The organism is Muricoccus vinaceus, from assembly GCF_042433125.1.
GTDB classification, from domain to species: Bacteria; Pseudomonadota; Alphaproteobacteria; order Acetobacterales; family Acetobacteraceae; genus Roseomonas; species Roseomonas vinacea.
In genome coordinates this window covers 12716-36000 of the sequence record NZ_JBHLVZ010000033.1, presented here as the reverse complement: position 1 = coordinate 36000, position 23285 = coordinate 12716, and the positions used below count along the sequence as shown (strand labels likewise).

Here is a 23285-nt window from a genome sequence, read left to right as displayed (position 1 = left end):
CCGGGAGGAATGAAGTGTCGATCCGCGGCACGGCAGAGAAGGCAGGGCGCCTGGCCGCCGCCATGCTGCTCGCCCTCGCGCCCGCCGGCACCGGCCGGGGCCAGAGCCTTGCCCAGGGCTTCTCCCAGGGTCCTGGCCCAGGATCGGGCGGGGGCCAGCCCCTCCTGCCGCCCTCGCTTCCCTCGGCCCTGCCGCTCACCCTGCCGGGCGGCCAGCCCCTGCCCAGCCTTTCCGGCGTCGCCCAGCAGGACATCCTGCAACGCATCCTCGACGCCGCCGGGGGCCGCGCCGGGAGCCCCGCCCCCCAGCCGCCCGCCCCACAGCCCATCCCCGCCTACAGCCCGCCCCCCTCCGTTCCCCAGGGTTCCCCCGCCTTCCGACCCGAAGCCGCCGAGCCCCTCTCCAACACCGAAGCCTTCTTCGCCGCCCGCCTGCCCGAGCAGCAGCCCCCGCTGCGCCAGTTCGGCTACGACACCTTCCGCAACCTCGCCCCCCTCCCCGGCGGCCCCCCGGCCGTGGTCGGCGCCCTGCCCGACAGCTTCGTCCTCGGCCGCGACGACGAGGTGGTGGTCTCCATCCGCGGCCGCTCCCGCCAGTCCCTCTCGCTGCGCGTCGGGCGGGACGGCATGATCGCCCTCCCCGACCTCGCTCCCTTTCCCGCCGCCGGCCGCACGCTGCGCGACCTGCGCGCCGACATCGAGACCCGCGTCGCCCGCGAGCTCGGCGGCTCCGAAGCCTTCGTCTCCATGGGCCAGACCCGCCAGATCGGCATCTTCGTGGCGGGGGAGGTCGTGCGCCCCGGCCTGGTCCCCCTTCCCGCCCTCGCCTCCCTGCTGGACGCCCTCGGCGCCGCCGGCGGCATCCGCCGCAGCGGCAGCCTCCGCGCCATCCGGGTGGAAGGGGCCGGCGGCGCCCGCACCGTGGACCTCTACGCCGCGATCGCGGGCGTCCCCGGCACGCCCGACCTGTCCCTGCGCGAAGGGGAACGCGTCGTGGTGCCCCCGCTCGGCGCCGTGGTGGCCCTCGGCGGGGACGTCACCCGCCCCGCCATCTACGAACTTCCCGCCGGCACCGACGCCGCCCCCCTGTTCAGCCTCCTCGCCCTGGCCGGCGGCACCCTCCGCCCGGCCGGCAACCGCTTCCTGTCCACCGGCACCGATGCCGGCGGGCGCCGCGCGGTGGCGGAACTCTCCCCCCGCTCCACCCTCCGCCGCGGCGACGCCGTGGTGACCTCCCCGGGGGTGGACGCCACGGCGGGCGGCCTGCGCCTGGTCGGCCACGTCGCCGCCCCCGTCACCCGCGGCGTCGGCCCGCGCGGCGCCGGGCTGCGCGCCCTCCTGTCCGACCCCCGCGTGATCCGCCCCGACCCCTATGTCCGCATGGGGATCGCCTGGCGCATGGATCCGCGCACCCGCGTCCGCCGCTTCATCGCCTTCGACCTCGGCCGCGTCATGCAGGGCCAGGCCGAGCTGCCCCTGCAGGAGGGCGACGAGGTCATCCTCCTCTCCCAGGCCGACGTGCTCTGGCTCGCGGCCCCCCCGGTGCAGCGGGCGCTCCGGGGCGAGCTCGCACCCACACCCCCCCTCGCTGGCGCGCCCGGCGGCACCATCCCGGCCAACGCCCAGGCCGCCACCCAGACCGGTGCCCAGTTTGGTGCCCAGTTCGGTGCCCAACCCCTCATGCAGCTTTCCGGCGCCGCGCCCGCGCCGGACTGCCCGGCCCTCACGGCGCTCGCCGTGGCCGCCCGCTCCAGCCCGCTGCGCTTCGCCCATGCCCGCAGCGCCGGCTTTCCCGACCTCGGCGCCACCGGCTGCCCGCAGCTCTTCATCGACTACCCGACCCTCCTCCCCTTCCTGCTGGACCAGTCCGTGCTGCTGGCGGGCGAGGTCCGCCTGCCCGGCCTCTACCCCATCCTGGAGGACACCGGCCTCGACAGCGTGCTCGCCGCCGGCGGCGGCACGGCCGACACCGCCGATCTGTCCGCCGTCGAATTCGCCCGCGAGCCGCTGGAGGGCGCGGGCGCCATCCCGCTGTCGCGCGTCCAGCTCGACCTGCGCTCGCGCAACTTCGCCGCCATCCGCCTGTCCCCGCGCGACGCCGTGCGCGTTCCACGCGGCTTCGGGGACCGCGACACCGGCCCCGTCGCCCTGGTGGGCGAGTTCCTCCGCCCCGGCACCTACGACATCCGCCGCGGCGAGCGCCTGTCGGAACTCCTCGCCCGCGCCGGCGGGCTCACCGCCCAGGCCTATCCCTACGGCGCCGTGTTCACCCGCGAAAGCGTGCGCGCCCGCCAGCAGGAGGGCTTCCAGCGCACCGCGCGGGAACTCGAAACCAGCCTGATCCAGGTCGCCGCCGGGCAGGCGGTCGCCGGCAGCCGCGCCGGCAACCTCGACATCGGCGGCGCCATCAACGCCGGCCAGGCCCTGGCCGGCACGCTCCGCGAGGCCCGCGCCGCCGGCCGCATGGTGGTGGAAGCCAACCCCGTGGTCCTCGCCTCCCGCCCCGACCTCGACGTGCTGCTCGAACCCGGCGACCTGCTGGTGGTGCCCAAGCGCCCCAACGAGGTCACGGTGGTCGGCGCCGTGCTGAACCCGGGCAGCCTCCAGTTCTCCTCCGGGTGGCGCGCCATCCAGTACGTGCGCGGCGCGGGCGGGGAGCAGCGCTTCGCCGACATCTCCCGCGCCTTCGTGGTGCTGCCCAACGGCCAGACGGTGCCCGCCGGCCTCGGAAGCTGGCAGGCCGGCGGCCCGCCCATCCCGCCCGGCAGCCTCGTGGTCGTGCCGCAGGATCCCTCGCCCTATGAAACCTGGGGCCTGATCCGCGACCTCGCGGGCGTGCTCGGCCAGCTCTCGATCAGCTCGGCGGCCCTGGCCGTGATCTCCCGGCAGGCCAGGTAGCCCGGCGGCCCGCGCTCGCCTCAGGCCGCCGCCCGCCCGCCCTCCGCCAGGCAGAGAAGCAGCTTCCGGCGGTCCACCGGCTTGTCCAGGAAGCCGTCCATCCCCGCCGCCCGGCAGGCCGCCACCTCCTCCGGCAGGGCGCTGGCGGACACGGCCAGGATCCGCACGCCCGCGGCCGGGCCCGGCAGGGCGCGGATGCGGCGCGTGGTTTCCAGCCCGTCCATGCCGGGCATCAGCACATCCATCAGCACCACGTCATGCGGCGGTTCCATGGCGATCTGTGCCAGGGCGGCGGCGCCGTCGGGCGCCTCCGCCACGCTGTGCCCGGCCGCCTCCAGCATCGCGCGGATCACCAGGCGGTTCACGGCCAAGTCGTCCACCACCAGCACCCGCAGTCGCGCCGCCTCGGGCGGGATCTCAAGCGGAGCGTCCGGCGGCGGCGCGGCCTCCGCCAGGGGCAGCCAGGCCTCGAACAGGCTTCCCCGCCCGCAGGGCGGCGTGCTGAAGCGGATCAGGCCGCCCATCGCCTGGGCGAGCCCGGCGGAAATGGCCAGGCCAAGGCCCGTGCCCTCCCCCTTCGCGGCCTCGCGCGCCCCGCGCGTGTAGTCCTGGAACAGCCGGCCGCGGATCTCCTCCGGCACGCCCGGCCCCTCGTCGGTCACGCCGAGCACCAGCCCGCCCCCGTCGGACCACCGGACCGAAAGGGTGACGCTGCCGCCGGGCGGGGTGAACTTCACCGCGTTGCCCAGGAGGTTGTGCAGGATCTGGCGCACCCGCAGCGGATCGCAGAGCACGCCCGCCGGCAGGTCCTCCGCCGCGTCCATTCGCAGGGCCACGCCCTTCGCGTCGGCGGCGGCGCGGGTCAGCCCCGCCACGGCATCCAGCAGCGCGGAAAGCCGCGTGGGAACCGGCACCATCTCCAGCCGCCCGGCCTCGATGCTCGAGTGGTCCAGCACGTTGTTCAGCAGGGCGCTCAGATGGTGCCCGGCGCCCTCCAGGATGGCGGCGCGGTCGCGCTGCTCACCGGTCAGGGCCGGGTCCTGGGCCAGAACCTGCGCCAGCCCCAGCACCCCGTTCAGCGGCGTCCGCAGCTCGTGGCTCATCTGGGCCAGGAAGCGCGTCTTGCCGGCATTGGCCCGGTCCGCCGCGTCCCGTGCGGCGCGAAGCGCGGCCCCCGCCTCCTGCGCCTCGCGCTCGCGCACCAGCGCCACTAGCATCAGCGCGGTGCTCACCGCCAGCCCGGTGCCGAGGATGATCAGCACGTCGTACCAGAGGGTGCCGGGAAAGCCCTGCACCGGGGCGGCGATCGGCTGAAGAAGGAGAAACGGAATCCGCAGCAGGTAGGCCGCGGCATTGGCCAGCAGCACGCCGATGATGAGCGGGTGCGAGCGGACCGGGTTCTCCCGCCGCCCCCGGCGGAATTCCCAGGCGGCCGCGAGGTTGTAGCCCGTGGCCACGAGGCTCATGAACAGCACGCGTGCCCCGATATTCCCGTAGAAGGCCGGAATCTGGCAGGCGGCCAGCCAGGCCATCGCGCCGAGGCCGATCACGGCCGGCGAGGCGGACCGGCCGCCGAACTGCCGGGCGCCCGCCCAGATCAGCCCGTAGCTGACGGCCAGGACGGCGTTGGAACCCTGGATGGCCAGCACCCCCGGCAGCACCGGCCGCAGCGCCGACAGCACCAGCGACATCCCACCGATCAGGTGCCCGACACCCCAGCTCGCGATGGCCCTGTGCCGCCGGTCCTGCACCCAGAGGCCGAGAAGGATCGCTCCACAGGTCGCGGCCAGGACGAAGCTGAGAACAAGCACCGTCGGAGTATGCAGCAAGCCTCAATCCCTCATCGCCGCCCCGGCGCCGAATACGGAACGGGCGATCAGGAACCAAGCATCCGGGCTCACCGGCGGCGCATGGCTGGCCGTGGCTGTGCCTTCAGCGCATCACTCCGCCGGCACGGCGGCGCCCCCCTGCGGCACCCCCCACAGCTCCGGCCGCAACTCCTCCGGCCGGTCCGGAAACAGCAGCGCGCAGGCCAGCGTGATCGCGCCGAAGCCCGCCAGCACCACCATCACCACGCCGAGGTTCCCGAAGGCCTCGTGCAGCGACCCGATCGCGGGCGAGGCCGCCGCGGCGCCCAGGAAGCCCACGAAGAAGCGCACCGAATACAGCTTGGCCCGCAGCGGCGGCGCCACGTAGCGCGCGGTCATGGTCTCGTTCACCGTCACCTGCCCGAAGATCGCCGCCGCCGCCACCGCCGCCACCGGCAGCACCACCCAGCCCTGGAGAAAGGAGAGCAGCAGCAGCGCGGGCACCAGCGCCAGCGCCAGCGGCATGAACACGCGCTTGAGCGTCATGCGGTCGATCAGCCGCCCCACCGTGAACTGCGTCAGCCCGCCGAACAGCGTCGCCACGAAGGCCAGCGCCCCCACCAGCGGCAGCAGCCCCGGGCTGCCCGCCATGCGCTCCTGCATCAGCTTGGGCACCAGCAGCGTGAAGGCGTTGAACACGAAGCCCGAGGCCACCGCCATCAGCAGCAGCGACACCACCGCCTGCCGCACCACCGCCCGCGGGATCTCCGGGAAGGGCCGGTTGTTCCGGGCGTGCAGCCGCGCGTCGTAGGGCGTTTCCCGCAGCCACAGCACCCCCATGGCCAGGGCCGCCACCCCCGGCACGATGAAGGCCCAGCGCCAGCCCGCCTGCGCCACCAGCACCGCCGTCAGCACGGGCGCGAAGGACACGCCCATGTTGCCGAACACCCCGTTGTTGCCCATGGCGCGGCCCACCCGGTCGCCCGCCGCCTCCACCAGCATCGCCGTGCCGATCGGGTGGTAGATCGCGTTGAACAGCCCGGCCAGCGCCAGCGCCGCCGCCAGCCCCCAGGGCCCGGACACCAGCCAGCCCGGCACCAGCCCCGCCAGCACCAGCGACCCGCCGACGCCCAGAAAGAACGCGCCCATCAGCGCGTGCCGCCCCACCTTCTCCGCAAGCCACCCCATCGGCAGCGACCCCGCGCCGTAGAGCACGAACATGCCCGTCCCCAGCGCCAGCACCGGCCCGTAATCCGCCCCGAAGGTGGCGCCGTCATGCAGCACCATGCCCAGCACGGCCGTGGCCAGGATCAGCAGCGTGTAGTGGCAGACGATGTGCGCGGCGTTGATGAACCAGATCTGCCGGCCGGCCGGGTCCTTGGGCATTGGCGTTCTCCCTCGCCATCACCCTATCCTGGCCCAAAGGAGACGTTCGGCCATATGCTGTCGCGATCCGGCCAAGCCGCCAGCCCCCGCCTGCCCCTCCCGCAGGACGCCGTGGACCGGCCGCTCTCGGCCTTCATGCGCGACTACCCGGATGGCGACTTCACCGGCCGCCACAGCCACGCCCGCGCGCAGCTCCTCTTCTCGCTCGGGGGCGTCATGCGCGTCGCGACCGACGCGGCCAGCTTCATCGTCCCCCCCGGCCGCGCCCTCTGGGTGCCGGCCGGCGAGCCCCACAGCGTCGCCATCGCGGGCCTGGTCCAGATGCGCGCCCTGTTCCTGCGCGACGACGCCGCCCGCGCCGGCCCGCCCGGCGTCACCGTCATGGCCACCTCGCCCCTCCTGCGCGAACTCATCCTCGCCGCCTGCGAGGAACCGCTGGAATGGGACGAGCACGGCCGCGGCGGCCACCTCGCCGCCCTGCTGATCGAGGAGATCCGCCGCGCCCCGGCCCTGCCCTTCGGCGTGCCGGAGCCGCGCGAGCCCCGCCTCGCCCGCCTCGCCGCGGCGCTGCGCGCCGATCCCGCCTCCCCCCTCTCCCTGGAGGACTGGGCCGCCCGCATCGGCGCCTCCCCGCGCAGCCTGTCCCGCCTGTTCCGCGCGGAAACCGGCCTGTCCTTCGGCGCCTGGCGCCAGGCGCTCCGCCTGGCCGAGGCCGCCGCCCTCCTGGCCCAGGGCGTCCCCCCCGCCCGCGCGGGGGCGGCGGTGGGCTACGCCTCCGCCCCCGCCTTCGGCGCCGCCTTCCGCGCGGCCTTCGGCATCACCCCCCGGGGCGGAAGCGGGCAGAGCCCCGGCCCCGCCCCGGCGCAACCCTCTCCCGCGCGCATCCCCCGTGCGCCCCGCCGCCGCGGGTGCTAGAGGGCCGCCCTCCCCGGCAGGGGAAGCAGCGGAGGCGCGCGCCCGCGCGATCCGGATCATGGTCTCCGGTGATGGTCTCCGGTGATGTTCAGGAGGCAGGTTGCGCATGGCGGGCCAGGATGCGGCACAGGACGGCGGCTTCGGCGGCGCCCCGGGGATCACGGCCCAGGAAGGCGGCCCCAGGGACAACGGCCAGCGCAGCGAGGGCCAGCGCAACAACGACCACCGGGGCGGCGGCAACAAGGGCGGGCACAAGGGCGGCCCCAAGGGCCGGGGCGGCCGCAACCGCATCCCCAAGGGCCGCCCGCTGGACGGCTGGCTGATCATCGACAAGCCCACCGGCATGGGCTCCACCGACGTGGTCACCAAGCTCAAGCGCGCCTTCGATGCCCAGAAGGTCGGCCACGGCGGCACCCTCGATCCGCTGGCCACCGGCATCCTGCCCATCGCCTTCGGCGCCGCCACCAAGGCCGTGCCCTATGTCATGGACAGCACCAAGATCTACCGCTTCACCCTGAAGATGGGCGACGAGCGCGATTCCGACGACGCCGACGGCAAGACCATCGCCACCTCCGACCACCGCCCGACGAACGAGCAGATCGAGGCCGCCCTTCCCGCCTTCCGCGGCGACATCATGCAGGTCCCGCCCATCTACTCCGCCATCAAGGTCGGCGGCGAGCGCGCCTACGACCTCGCGCGGGAAGGCCAGGTGGTGGAACTCGCCGCCCGCCCGGCCCGCGTGGACCGCTTCGATCTCGTCGAGCGCGTGGACGACGACACCGCCATCTTCCACGTCGAAAGCGGCAAGGGCGTCTACATGCGCTCCCTCGCGCGCGACCTCGCCCGCGCCGCCGGCACGGTGGGCCACATCGCGGCGCTCCGCCGCCTGCGGGTCGGCCCCTTCCGCGAGGAGCACGCGATTCCGCTGGACAGCCTGATCGTTACGGGGGATACCCCGCCCCCTTCCCCGGCGCTTCTGCTGCCGGTGACGACCGCGCTGGACGACATCCCGGCCCTGGCCGTCACCGAAGCCGAAGCCGCCCGTCTCTCGTTCGGCCAGGAACTCTCCCTGGTGGAATTCATGGGCCGGGTTCCTCAGGCGGCCCGGCCCGATGGTGGCCTCGTCCGCGTGCTGGTGGGGGAGCGCCTGATGGGATTGTGCAGGCTTGGGGACGGATTGCTCCGCCCCGAGCGCTGGCTCGCCCGCGGCGGATCCTGAAGCCCCCTACCTTAGGACATCCCGATGTCGATGATCTCCCCCGAGCGCCGCACGGCGCTCATCAAGGAATACGCGACCACCCCCGGCGACACCGGCTCGCCCGAGGTCCAGGTCGCCCTGCTTTCCGAGCGCATCTCCTCGCTCACCGAGCACATGAAGGCCCATCCGAAGGACTTCCACTCCCGCCGCGGCCTGCTCGTGCTCGTCGGCCAGCGCCGTGGCCTGCTGGACTACGTGAAGCGCAACAACCAGCAGCGCTACGAGAGCCTGATCGGGCGCCTCGGCCTGCGCCGCTGAGCTTTCCCGGCCCCAGGGCACGGACGAGGGGAAGGGCGCAGGCCCTTCCCCTTTTTTGTTGGGGAACAACGCCTCCTCATGTCAGCTGACCTTGCGGATGACCGCTTGGGGTCGAGAGCTGTCATCCAACAGGGCGGCCCGCATCAGCGCTGCGCACGCCGCTGCGCCGCCACCGCGGCCGGCGGCGCCCCCGCCCGCGTCGCCTGATCGTCCCGCGCCCCCGTGATGTTGCTGGCGCAGGTGCCGTTCTCCGCCATCTGCCGGTAGCCCGCGGCGGTCGGACCGCAGGCGCGGATCAGGTCGTCGCGGTGCGCCCCCCGCGCGTCGAACACGTCGCGCACGAACCTGTCCACCTCCGTGTTCGCCTGCACCCGGTCCGCCGGCAGCTTGGGCGAGGCCGCGATGCAGGCCCGCCAGGCCGCCACCGCGTCGTCGCAGGTCGCATCCCCCGTGGAAGGCGGCGTCACCGTGTTCGCCACGGCCCGGGATCGGAGCTGCGGCTGCGCGATGGCGGAGCCGGGCGCAACAAGCGCGGCGATCAGCGCGAGGGCGCCCAGGACCGGCAGCATCGGGATCAGGGGCATTGGGGCCTGTTCCGTTGGCGCCACCGCGCCGGCCCATCTGGCAGGCGCCCGGCGGCAGGAAGGTTCCGGCCGAACCTAGCCCCGCCCGCGCTCACAGTCACGTGATAATCCGGTCCCGCCCCCTGCTGGTCACGGGCGGGCCCCAGCGCCCCTGGCGCGGCGAGGCCGCCTCGCGCATATCCCGCCCATGGCCGAAACCCCAGCCCCCGCCGCGCAGCCCCTCCCCGCCTCCTCCGGGCTGGAAGCGGACCTGCTGCTGGACCGGCGGCGCCTGAAGCGCAGCCGCGGCCTCTGGCGCGCGCTTGCCGTGCTGGTGGTCCTGGCCGGCGCCGCCCTCGCCTTCGCCGGCACGCGCGAAGGAACCCCGGTGCTCGCCGCCCTGGGCGGCCCCCACCTCGTCCGCCTCACCGTGTCCGGCACCATCACCGAGGACCGGCCCCTGCTGGAGGCGATCGACCGCGCGGCCAAGTCCTCCGCCGTGCGCGGCCTGCTTCTCGTGGTGAACAGCCCGGGCGGCACCGTCTCGGGCGGCGAATCCCTGCATGCCGCCCTCGCCCGCTTCCGCGCGAGCAAGCCCGTCGTCGCGGTGTTCGGCGGCACCGCCGCCTCGGCCGGCTACATGATCGCCATGCCCGCCGAGCGCATCTTCGCCCGCGAAAGCAGCGTCACCGGCTCCATCGGCGTGCTGCTGCAATCCTTCGACGTCTCCGATGCCCTGCGCTCGATCGGCGTTTCCGCCGAAACCATCGCCTCCGGTCCCCTGAAGGACCAGCCCAGCCCCTTCCGCCCGCTCACCGAGGAAGGCCGCGCCGAGCTGCGCGCCGTGGTGGCGGACCTCCACGCCCAGTTCGTCCACATGGTCGCCGAAGGCCGCCGCATGCCGGAGGAACGCGTGCGCGCCCTGGCCGATGGCCGCATCATGACCGGCCGCCAGGCCCTGGCCGAGGGCTTGGTCGACGCCATCGGCGGCGAGCCCGAGGCGCGGGCCCACCTGGCCCAGGCCCATGGCATCGACCCTGACCTGCCGCTCCGTGACCTCCACGCCCGCGACCTGCGCGAACGGGCCTTCGGGGCCAGCCTCGCCGGCACCCTGGGTGAGGCTTTCGGGTCAGGCTTCGCGGCCATGCTGCGCCAGAGCGTGAAAAGCCTGATTTCAGAAGGACTTGGCGTTGACGGCGCCTGGGCGCTTTGGCAGCCTTCCGGGCGCTGAGGGGCCCGCGTCGGGCCCGGGAGACCCGTGCCCCCGATGATGCCGACCGGACGACCCACCCCTCGATGACGAAATCGGAACTCATCGCGGCGCTTGCGGCCGCCAACCCGCACCTGCGCCAGCCGGACGTGGAGCTGATCGTCGCCACCATCTTCGAGGAGATCACCGCGGCCCTTTCCCGCGGGGACCGGGTGGAGCTGCGCGGCTTCGGTGCCTTCTCAGCCAAGAAGCGCGACGCGCGGACGGGCCGCAACCCGCGCACGGGCGAGTCCGTTGCGGTGTCCGGCAAGGCCGTTCCCTACTTCAAGCCAGGCAAGGAGCTGCGGGAACGGGTCAACGGCGGCCCGCTGCAGCAAGCGCGCCGGACCGCCGCGGCGCGCGACTGAACACCTCGGGAGTTTTCACCATGTTGCGCTGGCTGCTTCTCGCGCCGCTCCTGCTCGTGCTGATCCTGTTCGCGGTGTCGAACCAGCAGCCCGTCAACGTCGCCCTCTGGCCCTTCGACCTCACCTGGCAGGCCCCGCTCGCCATGGCCGTGCTGCTGGTGGCCGCGCTGGCCTTCCTGCTCGGCGCCTTCATCGCCTGGGCCTCCGGCGGCCCCGCCCGCCGCCGTGCCCGCGCCCGCATCCGGGAAGGCGAGGCCGCGATCGCCGAGCTGAACCAGCTCCGCGCCCGGGAAGCCAAGCGCGTGGAAGCCGAAACGATCGCACGCGACCAGGCCATGTATGCCGACACCGGCAGCCGCGCCGTCCGCGTCGCCGGGTAACCGCTCCGCCACGAAGCGCTCGCCTTCGCCGCCCCGCCACCCGATGATGCCCGGCGGAGCGGCCGGCCCCCGCCGGCCCGATGCCGGGAACCCGCCATGCGACGCCGCAGCCCTCTCCTCGCCACCCTCCTCGCGACGCTCCTCCTGACCCCGCTCCCCGTCCGCGCCGAAACCGTGGTCGCCAGCATCGGCTTTGACGAGGCTCCCCGCCCCGCCGGCCTGCCCGACGGCCTCCAGCCCGCCCCCGGCGCCGCGCTGCGCTTCCTGTCCCTCCGCGCGATCGACAACAACCGCGTGGACGCCGCCCTCTGGACCCCGGGCGCCACCGCGCCGGCGGACACCACCCTGGTGGTCGCGGTCCACGGCAGCGGCTCCAACTTGCTGCGCCCGCCCATGGATTCGCTCGGCCGGGGCCTGTCCGCCGGCGGCCGTGCCGTGCTCTCCATCTCCACCCGCCAGCAGAACGACCGCATCAACACCGACAACTTCTTCGACATCCGCCGCGACATCGAGGCGGCGGTGGCGACCGGCCGCGCCCTGGGCTTCCGCCGCATCGTCCTGGCCGGCCACAGCCTGGGCAACATCCAGGTGCAGTTCCTCGCGGCAACCGACTGGTCGCCCGACATCCGCAGCGTGATGCTGCTCGCCCCCTTCGCCAACCTGCCCTGGAAGACCCGCACCATCCTCATGGCCGACGAGGCCGCCTACCGCCGCCTGAACGCCGCCGCCCGCACCCTGCTGCGGGAGGGCCGCCCGGCGGAACGCCTGCCTTCGCCCATGGGCTACTACACCGGGGAGCGCGTGCCGGTGACCGCCCAGCACTTCCTCACCTACCGCTCGGACGCGGTCAGCGCGGCGGACGGCACCTTCTGGATCCGCCGCGTGCCCCGCCCCATCCTGATCCTGCGGGACGCGGCCGATGCCGTGATCCAGCCCTTCGAGCCCCACATGCTCCTGGCCGCCGCAAGTGCCGAGGGCGCCCTGCCGCCGGAGGCGCGCTTCGTCCTGCTGCCCAATTCCCGCCCCCCCAGCCTGGCCGCCCATTCCTTCGCCGACACCGGGGACGCCCTGGTGGAGGCCGCCTCGGCCTGGCTCCGCGACCAGGGTCTCTGACCGGCCTCGCCCCGCTGCCGGGGTAGGGCCGGGCTACCCTCCGAAACTTGACCTGGGCCGACCCGGTGGGGTCCAACCCACCCATGCGCCTCCTCTTCCTGCCGCTCCTTCTGCTGCCGCTCCTCGCGGGGCCGGCCCTGGCTCAGGCACCGGCCCGAACGGCGCCTGCCGCCGCCTCCGGGGGAACAGTGTCCGAGGCCGATCGCCTTCTTGGCGTGCTGCGCGACGAGTCCCGGCGGGCCGAACTGATCCGCAACCTGGAAGCGCTGTCCGCCGCCTCCCGCACGGCCCCGCCCGCGGGCGCCCCGGCACCGGCCGCGTCCGGCACCACGTCCGGCACCACGTCCGGCACCACGTCCGGCACCACGTCCGGCGCCACCTCCGCCGCCACATCCCCGGCCGCACCCGCCGCCGGTGCCCCCGCGCCGGGAAGCCCAGCCGCCCCCGAGACCCCGGCCGAGCCCGCCCTTCTCGCCCCCAACACCCTCGGGGCCCAGCTCCTCACCGGCGCGTCCCAGCGCCTCGCCCTGCTGTCGGACCAGATCGTCTCCGGCATCCAGGCCGTGACGGACCTGCCCAACATCGTCTCCTGGGCCTCCGGCGTCGCGCGCGACCCGGTCACCCAGGCCCGGGTGGTGGATGCCTCCTGGAAGCTCGCCCTCCTCTTCGGCCTGGGCCTGCTCGCCGAATGGATCGTCTGGCGCGGCCTCGCCCGCTGGCGGGACCGGCTGGACGCCCTGGCGCCCGAGCGCGAGAACGTCTGGACCTGGCTGCGCCGCATCCCCTACGTGCTGGCCCGCCTCGCGCTCGACCTGCTGCCGATCGGCGCCTTCGCCATCATCTCCTACGGCCTCATCCGCGCCGTGCAGCCGCTGCCGACGACGGAGCTGGTGCTGCTGCTGGCCAACAACGCCTACATCGCCATCCGCGCCGTGATGCTGACGTCGCGCATGCTGTTCTCGCCCAACTCCGCCCACCTGCGCCTCGTGCCCCTGCAGGACGAGACGGCCGCCTACATCACGGTCTGGCTGCGCCGGATCGTCGCCGTGCTGGTGGTGGGCTGGGCGGTGGCGGAGGCCGGCCTGCTCTTCGGCGTGCCCTGGGCCGTCTACGACGCGATTTCCCGCCTTTCGCTGCTGATCGTCTCGCTGTTCCTGATCATCGTGGTCATGCAGAACCGCCACGCCGTGGCGGATCGCCTGCGCGCGCCCGAATTGAAGCCCGGCGACCACCCGGACCGCTCGCGCCGCATGTTCCGCGCCCTGCGGGACCGCCTGGCCGAGATCTGGCACGTGCTCGCCATCCTCTACCTCCTGGCCCTCTGGGGCGTCTGGGCGCTGGAGGTGCGCGACGGCTTTCCCCGCCTGCTCCGCGCCAGCGCCCTCACCCTCGCCGTTCTCGGCATCGCCAAGCTGGCCGATTACGGCTTCCGGCGCCTGCTGGAACGCGGCTTCCGCATCACGCCGGACCTCGCCAAGCGCTACCCCGGCCTGGAACAGCGCGCCAACCGCTACCTGCCCGTGCTCAAGGGCGTGGTGTCCGGCATCGTGGTGGTGATCGCCGCCCTGTTCCTGCTGGAAACCTGGGGCATCGACGCCTTCGGCTGGTTCGCCCGCGGCCAGCTCGGCGCGCGCCTGATCGGCAGCATCGTTTCCATCGGCCTGACCGTGATGGCCGCCATCACGGTGTGGGAGGTGACCAACGCCGCCATCCAGCGCCGCCTGACCAAGCTGTCCCGCGACACCCAGGCCGCGCGCTCCGCCCGTATCCGCACCCTGCTGCCCATGCTCCGCACGGCGCTGCTGATCATCATCATGATCTTCGTCGCGCTGAACGTGCTGAGCGAGATCGGCGTCAACGTGGCGCCGCTGATCGCCGGCGCCGGCGTGGTCGGCGTCGCCATCGGCTTCGGCTCGCAGACCCTGGTCAAGGACGTCATCACCGGCATGTTCCTCCTGCTGGAGGACGCCGTCGCGGTGGGCGACACCGTGCAGATCGCCGCCATGACCGGCGTGGTGGAACAGCTCTCCATCCGCTCCATCCGGCTGCGCGCCGTGGACGGCTCGCTCCACATCATCCCCTTCAGCACCGTCACCTCCGTCACCAACATGACGCGCGACTTCGCCTTCGCCGTGCTGGAGATCTCGCTGGCCTATGGCGAGGACACCGACCACGTGGCGAAGGTGCTCAAGGGCATTTCCACGGAGATCCGCGCCGAGCCCCGCTGGGCCAGCGTGATCCGCGACGACATCGACGTGATGGGCGTGGACAAGCTGCTGGAAACCGGTGTGGTGATGCGCGCCCGCATGAAGACCGACCCGTCCCAGCGCTGGCCCGTCACGCGCGAGCTCTACCGCCGCATCCAGGCCCGCTTCGACCAGGAGGGGATCCAGATCAACTCCCCCTGGCGCAAGGCGCCCGAGACCCATCTGGAGGAAGAGGCCGCCGACGCGGCCTGACCGGCCGCGCATGGCAGCCCCGCACCTCGCACCTCCCCGCGGCGCTTGCCTTTCCAGGCAGGCGCCATAGTCTTCCCTCATGTCCTTCTTCCGAAGCACGCGCGGGCGCCGAATGCGCCGAATTACCCGCCCGGTCGCCTGACCGGCACGCGGGCGATGCCCCGCGCGCGCGGACGGGTGGCCGGGCCTCAGCCCCCGCCCCTCCCTTCGGAAGAAAAGCACCCGCTCATGTTCGATGCCGTTCCCGGCGCCCTGCTGCCCGCCCTCGCCGCCGAGGAGGTGGAGGAACGCCACCTCGCCGTGCGCTACCTGCTGCACGCCGAACCCTCCCCGGGCCTCCTCCCGCGCCTCCTCCAGCCGCTCGCCAAGCGCGACGTGACGCCCGACCGCTTCCGCGCCGCGCGCGAGGGCGAGGCGATGCGCGTGGAGATCGCCACCACCGTGCCGGAGGGCATGGTCCACCTCATCGCCGGCAATCTGCGCTCGGTGGTCGGCGTGCTGCGCCTCGAGGTCGAGCACGGCCGGGTCATGCCCGGCGGCTGATCCGGCGGCCCCGCCGCTGGCCGGTTGCAGCGCAGCGAAATGGCTTGGTGGAACGGCGCCCCATGCCTACCTCTCCCCCAGGAGAGTCTGGCCCCCATGATCGACGCCCTTCTGCCCAGCGCACTCGACCTCGCGCGCTTCCAGTTCGCCTTCACCGTTGTGTGGCACTTCCTGTTCCCGGCCTTCACCATCGGACTGGCCAGCTACCTGGCGGTGCTGGAAGGGCTGTGGCTCTGGACAGGAAAGGCCGTCTATCTCGACACCTTCCGCTACTGGCTGAAGATCTTCGCGGTGGCCTTCGCCATGGGCGTCGTCTCGGGCATCGTCATGTCCTACCAGTTCGGCACCAACTGGTCCGTGCTGTCGGACAAGGCCGGGCCGGTGATCGGCCCGCTGATGGGCTACGAGGTGCTCACCGCCTTCTTCCTGGAGGCCGGCTTCCTCGGCGTCATGCTCTTCGGCCTCGACCGCGTGGGAAAGGGCCTGCACATGCTGGCCACCGCGCTCGTCGCCACCGGCACCTTCTTCTCCGCCTTCTGGATCCTGTCCGCCAATTCCTGGCTGCACACGCCGGCCGGCTACACGCTGCTGCCCGACGGCCGCTTCGTGCCCGAGGACTGGTGGGCCATCATCTTCAACCCCTCCTTTCCCTTTCGCCTCGCCCACACCGTCACCGGCGCCTACCTGACCACCGCGCTGATCGTCGGCGCCGTTGGCGCCTGGCACCTGCTGCGCGAGCACCGCGGCCACCGCGCCGTGCGCGACACGGGCATGGAGAGCACGCCCGGCGCCCGCACGGGCGACGTCCTCTCCCCCGATCCCATCTCCGCCCCGGGCAGCGCCGCAGCCCGCCGCGGCACCGAATCCAGCGAGGCCGGCCCCAATCCCCGCGCCCGCCTGATGTTCTCCATGGCCATGTGGATGCTGCTGATCGTGGCGCCCATCCAGGCCGTGCTGGGCGACCTGCACGGCGGCAACACCTTCGAGCACCAGCCCGCCAAGCTCGCGGCCATGGAAGGCCACTTCCACACCGAGCGCGGCGCGCCCGCCATCCTCTTCGGCCTGCCCGACGCCGAGGCCGGCGAAACCCGCATGCAGGTGGCCATCCCCAACCTGGCCAGCCTCTACCTCACCCATGACTGGAACGGCGAGGTGCGCGGCCTGCGTGACATCCCGCGCGACCAGTGGCCCACCAACATCCCGCTGGTCTTCTGGTCCTTCCGCACCATGGTCGGCCTCGGCTTCCTGATGATCGGCCTCGGCACGCTCGGCGGCATCATGCGGCTTCGCGGCCGCCTCTACGACACCCCCTGGCTGCTGCGCGCCGCCATCGCCATGGGCCCCGCCGGCCTCCTCGCCGTCACCGCCGGCTGGATCGTCACCGAGGCCGGCCGCCAGCCCTTCACGGTCTATGGCCACCTCCGCACGGCCGACAGCGCCTCCCCCATCGCGCTGCCCGCCGTCGCCACCTCGCTCGCGGCCTTCGTGGTGGTCTACTTCGTCGTCTTCGGGGCGGGCATCTGGTACCTCTTCAAGCTCTTCTCGCAGACGCCGCGCCCGCAGGAAGGCGCGCCCCCGCAGGGCCAGCCCATCCGCAGCGCCGGCATCACCCCCGCCCCCTCCGTGCAGCGCGGCCCCGCGGCCTCGGCTGCACCCGCGGCCTCCGCCGCACCCCAGCCGGCGGAGTAAACAGCCATGGACCTCCCCACCGACCTTTCCGGCTGGGCCTTCTGGCTGCCGCTCATCTGGGCCGTGCTGATCGCGCTGGCCGTCTTCCTCTACGTCTGCATGGACGGCTTCGACCTCGGCATCGGCATCCTCTTTCCCTTCATGAAGGAAAAGGCGGAACGCGACGTCGCCGTGAACACCGTCGCCCCCGTCTGGGACGGCAACGAGACTTGGCTCGTGCTCGGCGGCGGCGGCCTGCTGGCGGTCTTCCCGCTGGCCTACGCCGTGGTGCTCCCCGCCCTCTACATGCCGCTGATCCTGATGCTGCTGGCCCTCGTCTTCCGCGGCGTCGCCTTCGAGATGCGCTTCCGCGCCGAGAACGACACCCAGCAGCTCTGGTGGGACCGCGCCTTCTCCTGGGGCTCCATGCTCGCCGCCTTCACCCAGGGCATCGCGCTCGGCGCCTTCGTGCAGGGCATCCAGGTGGAAGGCCGCGCCTATGCCGGCGGCTGGTGGGACTGGCTTTCCCCCTTCTCCGTCCTCACCGGCCTCGCCCTCATGGCCGGATACGCCCTGCTCGGCGCCTGCTGGCTGCTCTGGAAGACCGAGGGCCCGCTCCACACCCGCGCGGCCACCCTCGCCTGGCGCTTCGCGCTGGCCACGGTGGGCGCCATCGCGCTCGTCTCCGCCATCATGCCCTTCCTCCAGCCCGCCTTCGCCGCGCGCTGGCTGTCCTTCCCCAACCTGCTCCTCGCCGCCCCGGTGCCGCTGCTGGTCGCCTTCCTGATCTGGCGCTTTTTTCACGCCCTCGCGGAGGACACCGGCCATGGCGGCATGGTGGACGCCCGCCCCTTCCTGCTGGCCCTCGGCCTCTTCGCCCTCTCCTATGTCGGGCTCGGCGTCTCCATGTGGCCGATGATCGTGCCGCCCGCCTTCAACATCTGGCAGGCCGCCGCCCCGCCGGCCTCGCAGGGCTTCCTGCTGGTGGGCGCCGCCGTGCTGATCCCGATCATCCTGGCCTACACGGGCTACGTGTACTGGCTGTTCCGCGGAAAGGTGACGCATGAGAGCGGCTACCACTGAGAGCGAGCGCGCCGCGGCGGTGTGGGGGAAGCGCCTTCTCTGGTTCGTGGGCCTCTGGGCCGCCAGCATCCTGGCCCTCGGCGCCGTCGCGCTGGTGATCCGCGCCGCGCTGGGCCTCTGAGGTCCCCCCTGGGCCACCCCGCGCCGGGGCATGCTACCCTCCTCCGCATGCCCCCCGACTCCTCGCGCGACCCGATGCACGACCCCTTGCGCGACCCCCTCATCCTCGCCGCCCCGCCCGCCATCGACATCCCGCCCCTGCGCGACGCCCTGTTCGCCCAGTGGGGCCTCACCGGCGCCCTGCACCCCCTGGGCGGGGAGCGCGACCGCAACCTCCGCCTGGACCGGGACAACGCGCCCCCCCTCCTGGTGAAGCTCGCCCATCCCGACGAGCCCCCCGCCGTCACCCATTTCCAGACCGCCGCCCTGCTGCACCTCCAGGCCGCCGACCCCACCCTCCCCGTGCCGCACGTCCTCCGCACCCGGGCGGGCGCCACCGCCCTCCCCCACCCCGCGCGCGATGGCCGCCCCTGCCTGCTGCGCGTCGTCACCTTCCTGCCGGGCGTGCCCATGACGGAAGCCGCCGGCCTTGCCCGTGCCCGCGACCTCGGCACCCTCACCGCGCGCCTCGACCGCGCGCTCGAAGGCTTCGCCCATCCCGCCGACACCCGCCGCCTGATCTGGGACCTGCGCGAGGCCCCCCGCCTGCGCGCCTTCCTGCCGGACGTGCCGGACGCCCCGCTCCGCGCGCTCGCCGCCGCCGCGCTGGACCGCTTCGAGGAAAGCGCCGCCCCCCTGCTCGCCTCCCTCCCCGCCCAGGTCATCCACAACGACCTGAACCCCCACAACGTGCTGGTGGACCCCGCCGACCCCGCACGCCTTTCGGGCATCATCGACTTCGGCGACATGCTCCGCGCCTCCCCGCTGCAGGAGGCCGCGACGGCCTGCGCCTATCTCCTCGGAGAGGGCGAGAGCCTCCTGGCCGCCCCCGCCGCCTTCCTGTCCGGCTTCCGCGCCCTTCTCCCCCTGCCGGAGGAACAGGCGGCCCTTCTTCCCGCCATGATCGCGGCCCGCATGGCCATGACGGTGCTGATCACCGGCTGGCGCGCCCGCCTCCAGCCGGACAACGCGCCCTATATCCAGCGCAACCTGCCCCGCGCCCGCGCCGGCCTCCAGGCCCTGGCGCTTCTCCCGCCCAACGCCCTGACGGCCCTGACGCAAGGATGAACCCCATGCCCGACACAGCCCCCCGCGGCATGGCCATGATCAACGCCTTCGACCCCGCCGCCGCCCCCGCCCTGTCCCCGCGCGAGCGCGCCATGGTGGAGCGCCGCCAGCGCCTGCTCGGCCCGGCCTACCGCCTCTTCTACGAACACCCCGTCCACCTGGTGCGCGGCGATGGCGCCTGGCTCTTCGACGCGGATGGCAAGCGCTTCCTCGACTGCTACAACAACGTCGCCTCCCTCGGCCACGCCCATCCCCGCGTGGTGGAGGCGATCGCGAGGCAGGCGGCGCGCATCAACACCCACACCCGCTACCTGCACGACACCGTGCTGGACTACGCCGAGGCCCTGCTCGCCACCCTGCCGCCCGCGCTCGGCCACGTCATGTTCACCTGCACGGGGTCCGAGGCCAACGACCTCGCGCTGCGCATCGCACGCGCCCACACGGGCGGCGAGGGCATCGTCGTCACCTCGCTGGCCTATCACGGCGTCACCGCCTCGCTCGCCGAACTCTCCCCCTCCCTCGGCGAGGGCGTTCCCCTCGGACGCCACGTCGCCACCGTTTCCCCGCCCGATGCCTATCGCGGCGGCCCGGACATGCCCGCCCGCTTCGCCGCCGACATCACCAGGGCCTTCGCCGGCCTCGCCCGCCACGGCATCCGCCCCTGCGCCCTGCTGGTGGACACCATGTTCACCTCCGACGGCGTCTTTCCCGACCCCGCCGGCTTCCTGGCCGAGGCCGCCGCCGCCGCCCGCGCCGCCGGCGCCCTCTTCATCGCCGACGAGGTCCAGCCCGGCTTCGGCCGCACCGGCCGCATGTGGGGCTTCGAGCGCCACGGCGCGGAGCCCGATATCGTCACCATGGGCAAGCCCATGGGCAACGGCCACCCGCTCGCCGGCCTCGCCATCCGCCCCGAACTGCTGGAACGCTTCGGCAGCCGGGCCCGCTACTTCAACACCTTCGGCGGCAACCCCGTCTCCGCCGCCGCCGGCCTCGCCGTGCTCGACGTGCTGCGCGACGAGGCCCTGCCCGCCAACGCCGCCCGCGTCGGCGCCCACCTCCTCGCCGGCCTCGGGGCGCTCGCCGCCCGACACGCCATCCTCGGCGACATCCGCGGCGCCGGCCTCTCCATCGGCGCCGAGCTGGTGCGCGACCGCGCCACGAAGGAACCCGCCACCGCCGAGACCGCGCGCACCGTCAACGCGCTCCGCGAAGGCGGCGTCCTGATCAGCGCCTCCGGCCCGGCCGCCAACATCCTGAAGATCCGCCCGCCCCTCTGCCTCTCCACCGAACAGGCCGACCTCTTCCTGGACACCCTCGACCAGGCACTCGCCGCAGGCTGAGAAGCGCGAGGAAACCTCCGCTGCGGCCGAAGGCTCCGGTCACCGACCGGGCGTGGCGGCGTGCTGGAAAAGCGGCGCAAGCAGGTCCTGGATGCCGTTGCTCAGGATCTGCACGCCGACGCAGAGCAGCAGGAAAGCGGCCAGCCGCGTGACCACGCGCGCGCCGCTGGCGCCCAGCAGCGCGATGAGCCGGTCCGCCGAGTGATAGGCGATCCAGACGCTCAGCGCGACCAGAACCGCGGCGCCGGTCATGCCGGCGAAGAACGCCCAGAGCCCGAACCCGCTCGCCGGCCGCGCCGAGGCGAGCGCGATCGCCACCGAGATCGTGCCGGGCCCGGTGGTGAAGGGCATGGTGAGCGGAAAGAAGGCCGCGTCCTCGGCGTCGCTGGCGGGCGCCGCCTGCTGCTCCTTCCGGGCCTCCTGGACCTCCGGCGCGGTCAGCAGGCTCCAGGCCCGGATGGCCACCACGAGGCCGCCGGCAACCCGGAGGGCGCCGAGCGTGATGCCGAAGAAATTCAGCACGTAGGAGCCCGCCCAGAGCGACACCAGCAGCACCATCAACGAGTAGGCGCCCACCCGCCGCGCCAGCAGCGCCCGCTCCTCATGCGTGCGGTCCGCCATGACCTGGCTGAAGATCAGCGCGGCCCCGATCGGGTTGACGATCGAGAACAGCGCGGGGAAGGCGAGCAGGAAGGCGCCGACGACGCCGCCGAAGGGAAGTTGTCCGGGATCCATGGTCCCATCCTGCCGGGATCTTCCATCCACCGACAGGGCAGGCCACCCCATCGCGCCGCCATGCCCGGGCCGGTGAAGCGCCTGGAAGAACGGATAGGACGCCCCCCGCCCCGCGCGCTAGCCTCCGGCCACCTCCCGTCCGAGGGGGCCCGGAGGAGACGACACGATGACCCCCCTGCCCCGCCGCTCCCTGCTCGGCGCCCTGGCGGCGCCCCTCGTCCCGATGGCGCTGGCGGAAAGCGCGGAGATCCACGTCCTCTCCTCCGGCTCCTTCACCGAGGCCTATCGCCGCCTCGCCCCGGCCTTCGAGCGGCGCACGGGCCACCGCCTCGCCTCCGCCCCGCCCGGACATGTCCACGCCGGACGCACTCCGCTCTGCCCTCCTCGCCGCACCCAGCATCGCCCACTCGCCGAGCGGCTCGGGCCTCTTCTTCGAGCGCGAGCTGCTTCCCCGCCTCGGCATCGCCGAACAGGTGCTGCCGAAATCCCGGCGCTGGTTCCCGGACCGCATCGGCGCGGTGGTCGCGCGCGGCGACGCGGCGCTCGGCCTGCAACAGGTGTCGGAGCTGCTGCCGATCGCGGGCATCGAGATCATCCGCATCCCCGACGAAACCGGCCGCGTCTCCCTCGCCTCCGCCGCGCTGGCCAGGCGGGCGCGCCAGCCCGGGGCGGCACGCCAGCTCATCGCCTTTCTCGCCTCGCCCGAGGCGGCGGAGGCCGTCGCCGCGACCGGCCTCGATCCCCTCCGGCGCTGAGGAACCGCAAGGCCGGCACGGCATCGCCGCCCGTCAGCCGGCCCCGCCCACGACCCCGTGCCGCCGTCACTCCGCGCGAATGGCGGCGCTCCGGATCACGTCGCCCCACCGCTGGCGGTCGGCCACGATGGTCGCACGGAAGGCGGCCTGATCCTGGCCGAGCACCTCCAGCCCGTTCTCCGTGATGCGGCGCTGGAACTCGGGCGAGGCGGTGGCACGGCCGAGGGCCGCGTTCCAGGCCGCGGCCGCCGCGTCGGGCAACCCGGCGGGGCCCGCCAGGCCGATCCAGCTCGTCACCTCGAAGCCCGGCACGGCGTCGTGGACCAGCGGCGTGCCGGGAAAGAGCGGCGAGGCCTGCCGGCTGCCGAAGGCGAGCAGCCGCAGCCCGCCATCCCGGATCTGCCCGATGAACTCGGGGAAGTTGCCGAACATCATGTCCACGCGCCCGGCCGTGATGTCGAGGATCGCGTTCGACCCGCCGCGATAGGGCACATGCGTCATGCGGACGCCCGCCAGCCGCGAGAACAGCTCCCCCGCCAGGTGCTGGCTCGTGCCGTTCCCGGTGGAGGCATAGGTCAGCTTGTCGGGGTTGGCCTTCGCGAAGGCGATCAGCTCCGGCACCGTGCGGAAGGGCGCGCGCGGCGTGACCACCAGGGCGTTGAGCACGCCCGCGACATTCGCCACCGGCGTCAGGTCCCGCTCCATGTTCAGCGGCATGGGCTGGCCGGGAAGCTGGGGCAGCACGGCAAAGGCGCTCATCGCCGCGACATAGAGCGTGTGCCCATCGGGCGGGGACTTCGCGGCCGCCTCGGCCGCGATGAGCCCGGAGGCGCCCGAACGGTTCTCCACCACCACGTTCTGCCCGAGGATGGGGCGAAGGGCATCGGCCACGAGCCGCGCCACCAGGTCCACGGCCCCGCCGGGCGAGAAGCCCACCAGAAGGCGGATGTCATGGTCCGGAAAGGCCGCCCGCGCGGCGAAGGGCAGCCCGAGCCCGCCGAGCAGGCCGAGCGCGGCACGGCGCGAGAAAGCCGCGTCGTATGCCGGGCCCCTGGGGGCCTGGAGCCGGTGCATCGCATGTCCTCCCGTCCGCCTGGCGCGGAACCGGCCGCAAGCTAGGCGCGCCGCCGGCCCGCGGCCCCATCAGTTCTTTCGCGCGACCTATCAGCGATCCGAATAGCCGCCCGGCCGGACCTCCCCACGATCCCCGTGGGTTGCCAAGACCCGCCGGAAGGCCGGATGGTCCTGCCGTCACACCCGTCCAAGCCTCGCAAAGCAGG

Annotated in this window: 21 protein-coding genes; 16 read left to right on the top strand and 5 right to left on the bottom strand. The window is 73.6% G+C overall.

From position 1 onward, the window contains the following. Positions 1-14 precede the first annotated feature (14 nt). Positions 15-2897, top strand: coding sequence for an SLBB domain-containing protein (locus tag ACFFIC_RS12950; protein WP_377050908.1), 2883 nt, complete (start codon positions 15-17; stop codon positions 2895-2897). Between the two features lie 20 nt (positions 2898-2917). Here ACFFIC_RS12950 and ACFFIC_RS12945 read toward each other — a convergent pair whose 3' ends face one another. Together ACFFIC_RS12945 and ACFFIC_RS12940 are read right to left on the bottom strand one after the other, a co-directional pair. Further along, a complete protein-coding gene (locus ACFFIC_RS12945) occupies positions 2918-4726 on the bottom strand; it encodes an ATP-binding protein (protein WP_377050906.1) in 1809 nt (602 codons plus the stop codon). 111 nt (positions 4727-4837) lie between these two features. Continuing rightward, positions 4838-6091, bottom strand: coding sequence for an MFS transporter (locus ACFFIC_RS12940; RefSeq protein WP_377050904.1), 1254 nt, complete (start codon positions 6089-6091; stop codon positions 4838-4840). A gap of 54 nt (positions 6092-6145) precedes the next feature. Between ACFFIC_RS12940 and ACFFIC_RS12935 the strand changes: the two genes are divergently transcribed. The 3 genes from ACFFIC_RS12935 to rpsO all read left to right on the top strand — a co-directional run bounded on the left by ACFFIC_RS12935 (position 6146) and on the right by rpsO (position 8522). Next, a complete protein-coding gene (locus tag ACFFIC_RS12935; protein WP_377050902.1) occupies positions 6146-7006 on the top strand; it encodes an AraC family transcriptional regulator in 861 nt (286 codons plus the stop codon). Between the two features lie 106 nt (positions 7007-7112). Next, complete coding sequence (gene truB / locus ACFFIC_RS12930; RefSeq protein WP_377050900.1) at positions 7113-8225, top strand: tRNA pseudouridine(55) synthase TruB; 1113 nt, start codon at positions 7113-7115, stop codon at positions 8223-8225. 30 nt (positions 8226-8255) lie between these two features. Beyond that, positions 8256-8522 (top strand): 30S ribosomal protein S15, encoded by a 267-nt coding sequence (gene rpsO / locus ACFFIC_RS12925; protein ID WP_377051171.1) that lies wholly within the window; start codon positions 8256-8258, stop codon positions 8520-8522. Between the two features lie 143 nt (positions 8523-8665). Here rpsO and ACFFIC_RS12920 read toward each other — a convergent pair whose 3' ends face one another. Beyond that, the gene (locus ACFFIC_RS12920) at positions 8666-9106 is read right to left on the bottom strand and encodes a hypothetical protein (RefSeq protein ID WP_377050898.1); all 441 of its coding nucleotides are present in this window, start codon (positions 9104-9106) and stop codon (positions 8666-8668) included. Positions 9107-9293: 187 nt separating this feature from the next. Here ACFFIC_RS12920 and sppA point away from each other — a divergent pair, with 187 nt between their 5' ends. The 11 genes from sppA (at position 9294) to ACFFIC_RS12865 (ending at position 20515) form a co-directional block, all read left to right on the top strand. After that, positions 9294-10316 (top strand): signal peptide peptidase SppA, encoded by a 1023-nt coding sequence (gene sppA, locus ACFFIC_RS12915; protein WP_377050896.1) that lies wholly within the window; start codon positions 9294-9296, stop codon positions 10314-10316. Positions 10317-10381: 65 nt separating this feature from the next. Beyond that, a complete protein-coding gene (gene ihfB / locus ACFFIC_RS12910; RefSeq protein WP_377050894.1) occupies positions 10382-10702 on the top strand; it encodes an integration host factor subunit beta in 321 nt (106 codons plus the stop codon). 20 nt (positions 10703-10722) lie between these two features. Next, a complete protein-coding gene (locus ACFFIC_RS12905) occupies positions 10723-11082 on the top strand; it encodes a lipopolysaccharide assembly protein LapA domain-containing protein (protein ID WP_377050893.1) in 360 nt (119 codons plus the stop codon). A 96-nt stretch (positions 11083-11178) separates the two neighbouring features. Beyond that, entirely contained in the window at positions 11179-12195 is a 1017-nt protein-coding gene (locus tag ACFFIC_RS12900; RefSeq protein ID WP_377050891.1) for an alpha/beta hydrolase, read from the top strand. 83 nt (positions 12196-12278) lie between these two features. Next, positions 12279-14654, top strand: a complete 2376-nt coding sequence (locus ACFFIC_RS12895) for a mechanosensitive ion channel domain-containing protein (RefSeq protein ID WP_377050889.1) — start codon at positions 12279-12281, stop codon at positions 14652-14654. A gap of 228 nt (positions 14655-14882) precedes the next feature. After that, complete coding sequence (locus tag ACFFIC_RS12890) at positions 14883-15197, top strand: hypothetical protein (RefSeq protein ID WP_377050887.1); 315 nt, start codon at positions 14883-14885, stop codon at positions 15195-15197. Between the two features lie 96 nt (positions 15198-15293). Continuing rightward, positions 15294-16886, top strand: a complete 1593-nt coding sequence (locus ACFFIC_RS12885) for a cytochrome ubiquinol oxidase subunit I (protein WP_377050885.1) — start codon at positions 15294-15296, stop codon at positions 16884-16886. A 6-nt stretch (positions 16887-16892) separates the two neighbouring features. After that, complete coding sequence (gene cydB / locus ACFFIC_RS12880) at positions 16893-17948, top strand: cytochrome d ubiquinol oxidase subunit II (protein ID WP_377050883.1); 1056 nt, start codon at positions 16893-16895, stop codon at positions 17946-17948. After that, on the top strand, positions 17929-18069 hold the full coding sequence (locus tag ACFFIC_RS12875) for a DUF2474 family protein (RefSeq protein WP_377050881.1): 141 nt from the start codon (positions 17929-17931) through the stop codon (positions 18067-18069). Before cydB ends, ACFFIC_RS12875 begins: the two co-directional genes overlap by 20 nt. Before the next feature lie 47 nt (positions 18070-18116). After that, positions 18117-19175: a phosphotransferase gene (locus tag ACFFIC_RS12870; protein WP_377050879.1), complete on the top strand. Its 1059-nt coding sequence runs from the start codon at positions 18117-18119 to the stop codon at positions 19173-19175. A 5-nt stretch (positions 19176-19180) separates the two neighbouring features. Beyond that, positions 19181-20515, top strand: a complete 1335-nt coding sequence (locus tag ACFFIC_RS12865) for an aspartate aminotransferase family protein (protein ID WP_377050877.1) — start codon at positions 19181-19183, stop codon at positions 20513-20515. A gap of 39 nt (positions 20516-20554) precedes the next feature. On the opposite strand, the gene ACFFIC_RS12860 is transcribed toward ACFFIC_RS12865, so the two are convergent. Beyond that, positions 20555-21250 carry a MarC family protein gene (locus ACFFIC_RS12860; RefSeq protein WP_377050875.1) on the bottom strand — a complete coding sequence of 232 codons (696 nt, stop codon included), beginning with the start codon at positions 21248-21250 and terminating at the stop codon, positions 20555-20557. Positions 21251-21600: 350 nt separating this feature from the next. Between ACFFIC_RS12860 and ACFFIC_RS12855 the strand changes: the two genes are divergently transcribed. Further along, positions 21601-22005 carry a substrate-binding domain-containing protein gene (locus tag ACFFIC_RS12855; protein ID WP_377050873.1) on the top strand — a complete coding sequence of 135 codons (405 nt, stop codon included), beginning with the start codon at positions 21601-21603 and terminating at the stop codon, positions 22003-22005. A 66-nt stretch (positions 22006-22071) separates the two neighbouring features. On the opposite strand, the gene ACFFIC_RS12850 is transcribed toward ACFFIC_RS12855, so the two are convergent. Then, positions 22072-23079 (bottom strand): Bug family tripartite tricarboxylate transporter substrate binding protein, encoded by a 1008-nt coding sequence (locus ACFFIC_RS12850; RefSeq protein ID WP_377050871.1) that lies wholly within the window; start codon positions 23077-23079, stop codon positions 22072-22074. Between the last annotated feature and the right edge of the window lie 206 nt (positions 23080-23285).

What these genes read in the sequence shown, in the direction of transcription:
- ACFFIC_RS12940 (WP_377050904.1), bottom strand. Translation starts at nt 6,091, where the DNA reads ATGCCCAAGGACCCGGCCGGCCGGCAGATCTGGTTCATCAACGCCGCG.
- ACFFIC_RS12935 (WP_377050902.1), top strand. Translation starts at nt 6,146, where the DNA reads ATGCTGTCGCGATCCGGCCAAGCCGCCAGCCCCCGCCTGCCCCTCCCG.
- truB (WP_377050900.1), top strand. Translation starts at nt 7,113, where the DNA reads ATGGCGGGCCAGGATGCGGCACAGGACGGCGGCTTCGGCGGCGCCCCG.
- rpsO (WP_377051171.1), top strand. Translation starts at nt 8,256, where the DNA reads ATGATCTCCCCCGAGCGCCGCACGGCGCTCATCAAGGAATACGCGACC.
- ACFFIC_RS12920 (WP_377050898.1), bottom strand. Translation starts at nt 9,106, where the DNA reads ATGCCCCTGATCCCGATGCTGCCGGTCCTGGGCGCCCTCGCGCTGATC.
- sppA (WP_377050896.1), top strand. Translation starts at nt 9,294, where the DNA reads ATGGCCGAAACCCCAGCCCCCGCCGCGCAGCCCCTCCCCGCCTCCTCC.
- ihfB (WP_377050894.1), top strand. Translation starts at nt 10,382, where the DNA reads ATGACGAAATCGGAACTCATCGCGGCGCTTGCGGCCGCCAACCCGCAC.
- ACFFIC_RS12905 (WP_377050893.1), top strand. Translation starts at nt 10,723, where the DNA reads ATGTTGCGCTGGCTGCTTCTCGCGCCGCTCCTGCTCGTGCTGATCCTG.
- ACFFIC_RS12900 (WP_377050891.1), top strand. Translation starts at nt 11,179, where the DNA reads ATGCGACGCCGCAGCCCTCTCCTCGCCACCCTCCTCGCGACGCTCCTC.
- ACFFIC_RS12895 (WP_377050889.1), top strand. Translation starts at nt 12,279, where the DNA reads ATGCGCCTCCTCTTCCTGCCGCTCCTTCTGCTGCCGCTCCTCGCGGGG.
- ACFFIC_RS12890 (WP_377050887.1), top strand. Translation starts at nt 14,883, where the DNA reads ATGTTCGATGCCGTTCCCGGCGCCCTGCTGCCCGCCCTCGCCGCCGAG.
- ACFFIC_RS12885 (WP_377050885.1), top strand. Translation starts at nt 15,294, where the DNA reads ATGATCGACGCCCTTCTGCCCAGCGCACTCGACCTCGCGCGCTTCCAG.
- cydB (WP_377050883.1), top strand. Translation starts at nt 16,893, where the DNA reads ATGGACCTCCCCACCGACCTTTCCGGCTGGGCCTTCTGGCTGCCGCTC.
- ACFFIC_RS12875 (WP_377050881.1), top strand. Translation starts at nt 17,929, where the DNA reads ATGAGAGCGGCTACCACTGAGAGCGAGCGCGCCGCGGCGGTGTGGGGG.
- ACFFIC_RS12870 (WP_377050879.1), top strand. Translation starts at nt 18,117, where the DNA reads ATGCCCCCCGACTCCTCGCGCGACCCGATGCACGACCCCTTGCGCGAC.
- ACFFIC_RS12865 (WP_377050877.1), top strand. Translation starts at nt 19,181, where the DNA reads ATGCCCGACACAGCCCCCCGCGGCATGGCCATGATCAACGCCTTCGAC.
- ACFFIC_RS12860 (WP_377050875.1), bottom strand. Translation starts at nt 21,250, where the DNA reads ATGGATCCCGGACAACTTCCCTTCGGCGGCGTCGTCGGCGCCTTCCTG.
- ACFFIC_RS12855 (WP_377050873.1), top strand. Translation starts at nt 21,601, where the DNA reads ATGTCCACGCCGGACGCACTCCGCTCTGCCCTCCTCGCCGCACCCAGC.
- ACFFIC_RS12850 (WP_377050871.1), bottom strand. Translation starts at nt 23,079, where the DNA reads ATGCACCGGCTCCAGGCCCCCAGGGGCCCGGCATACGACGCGGCTTTC.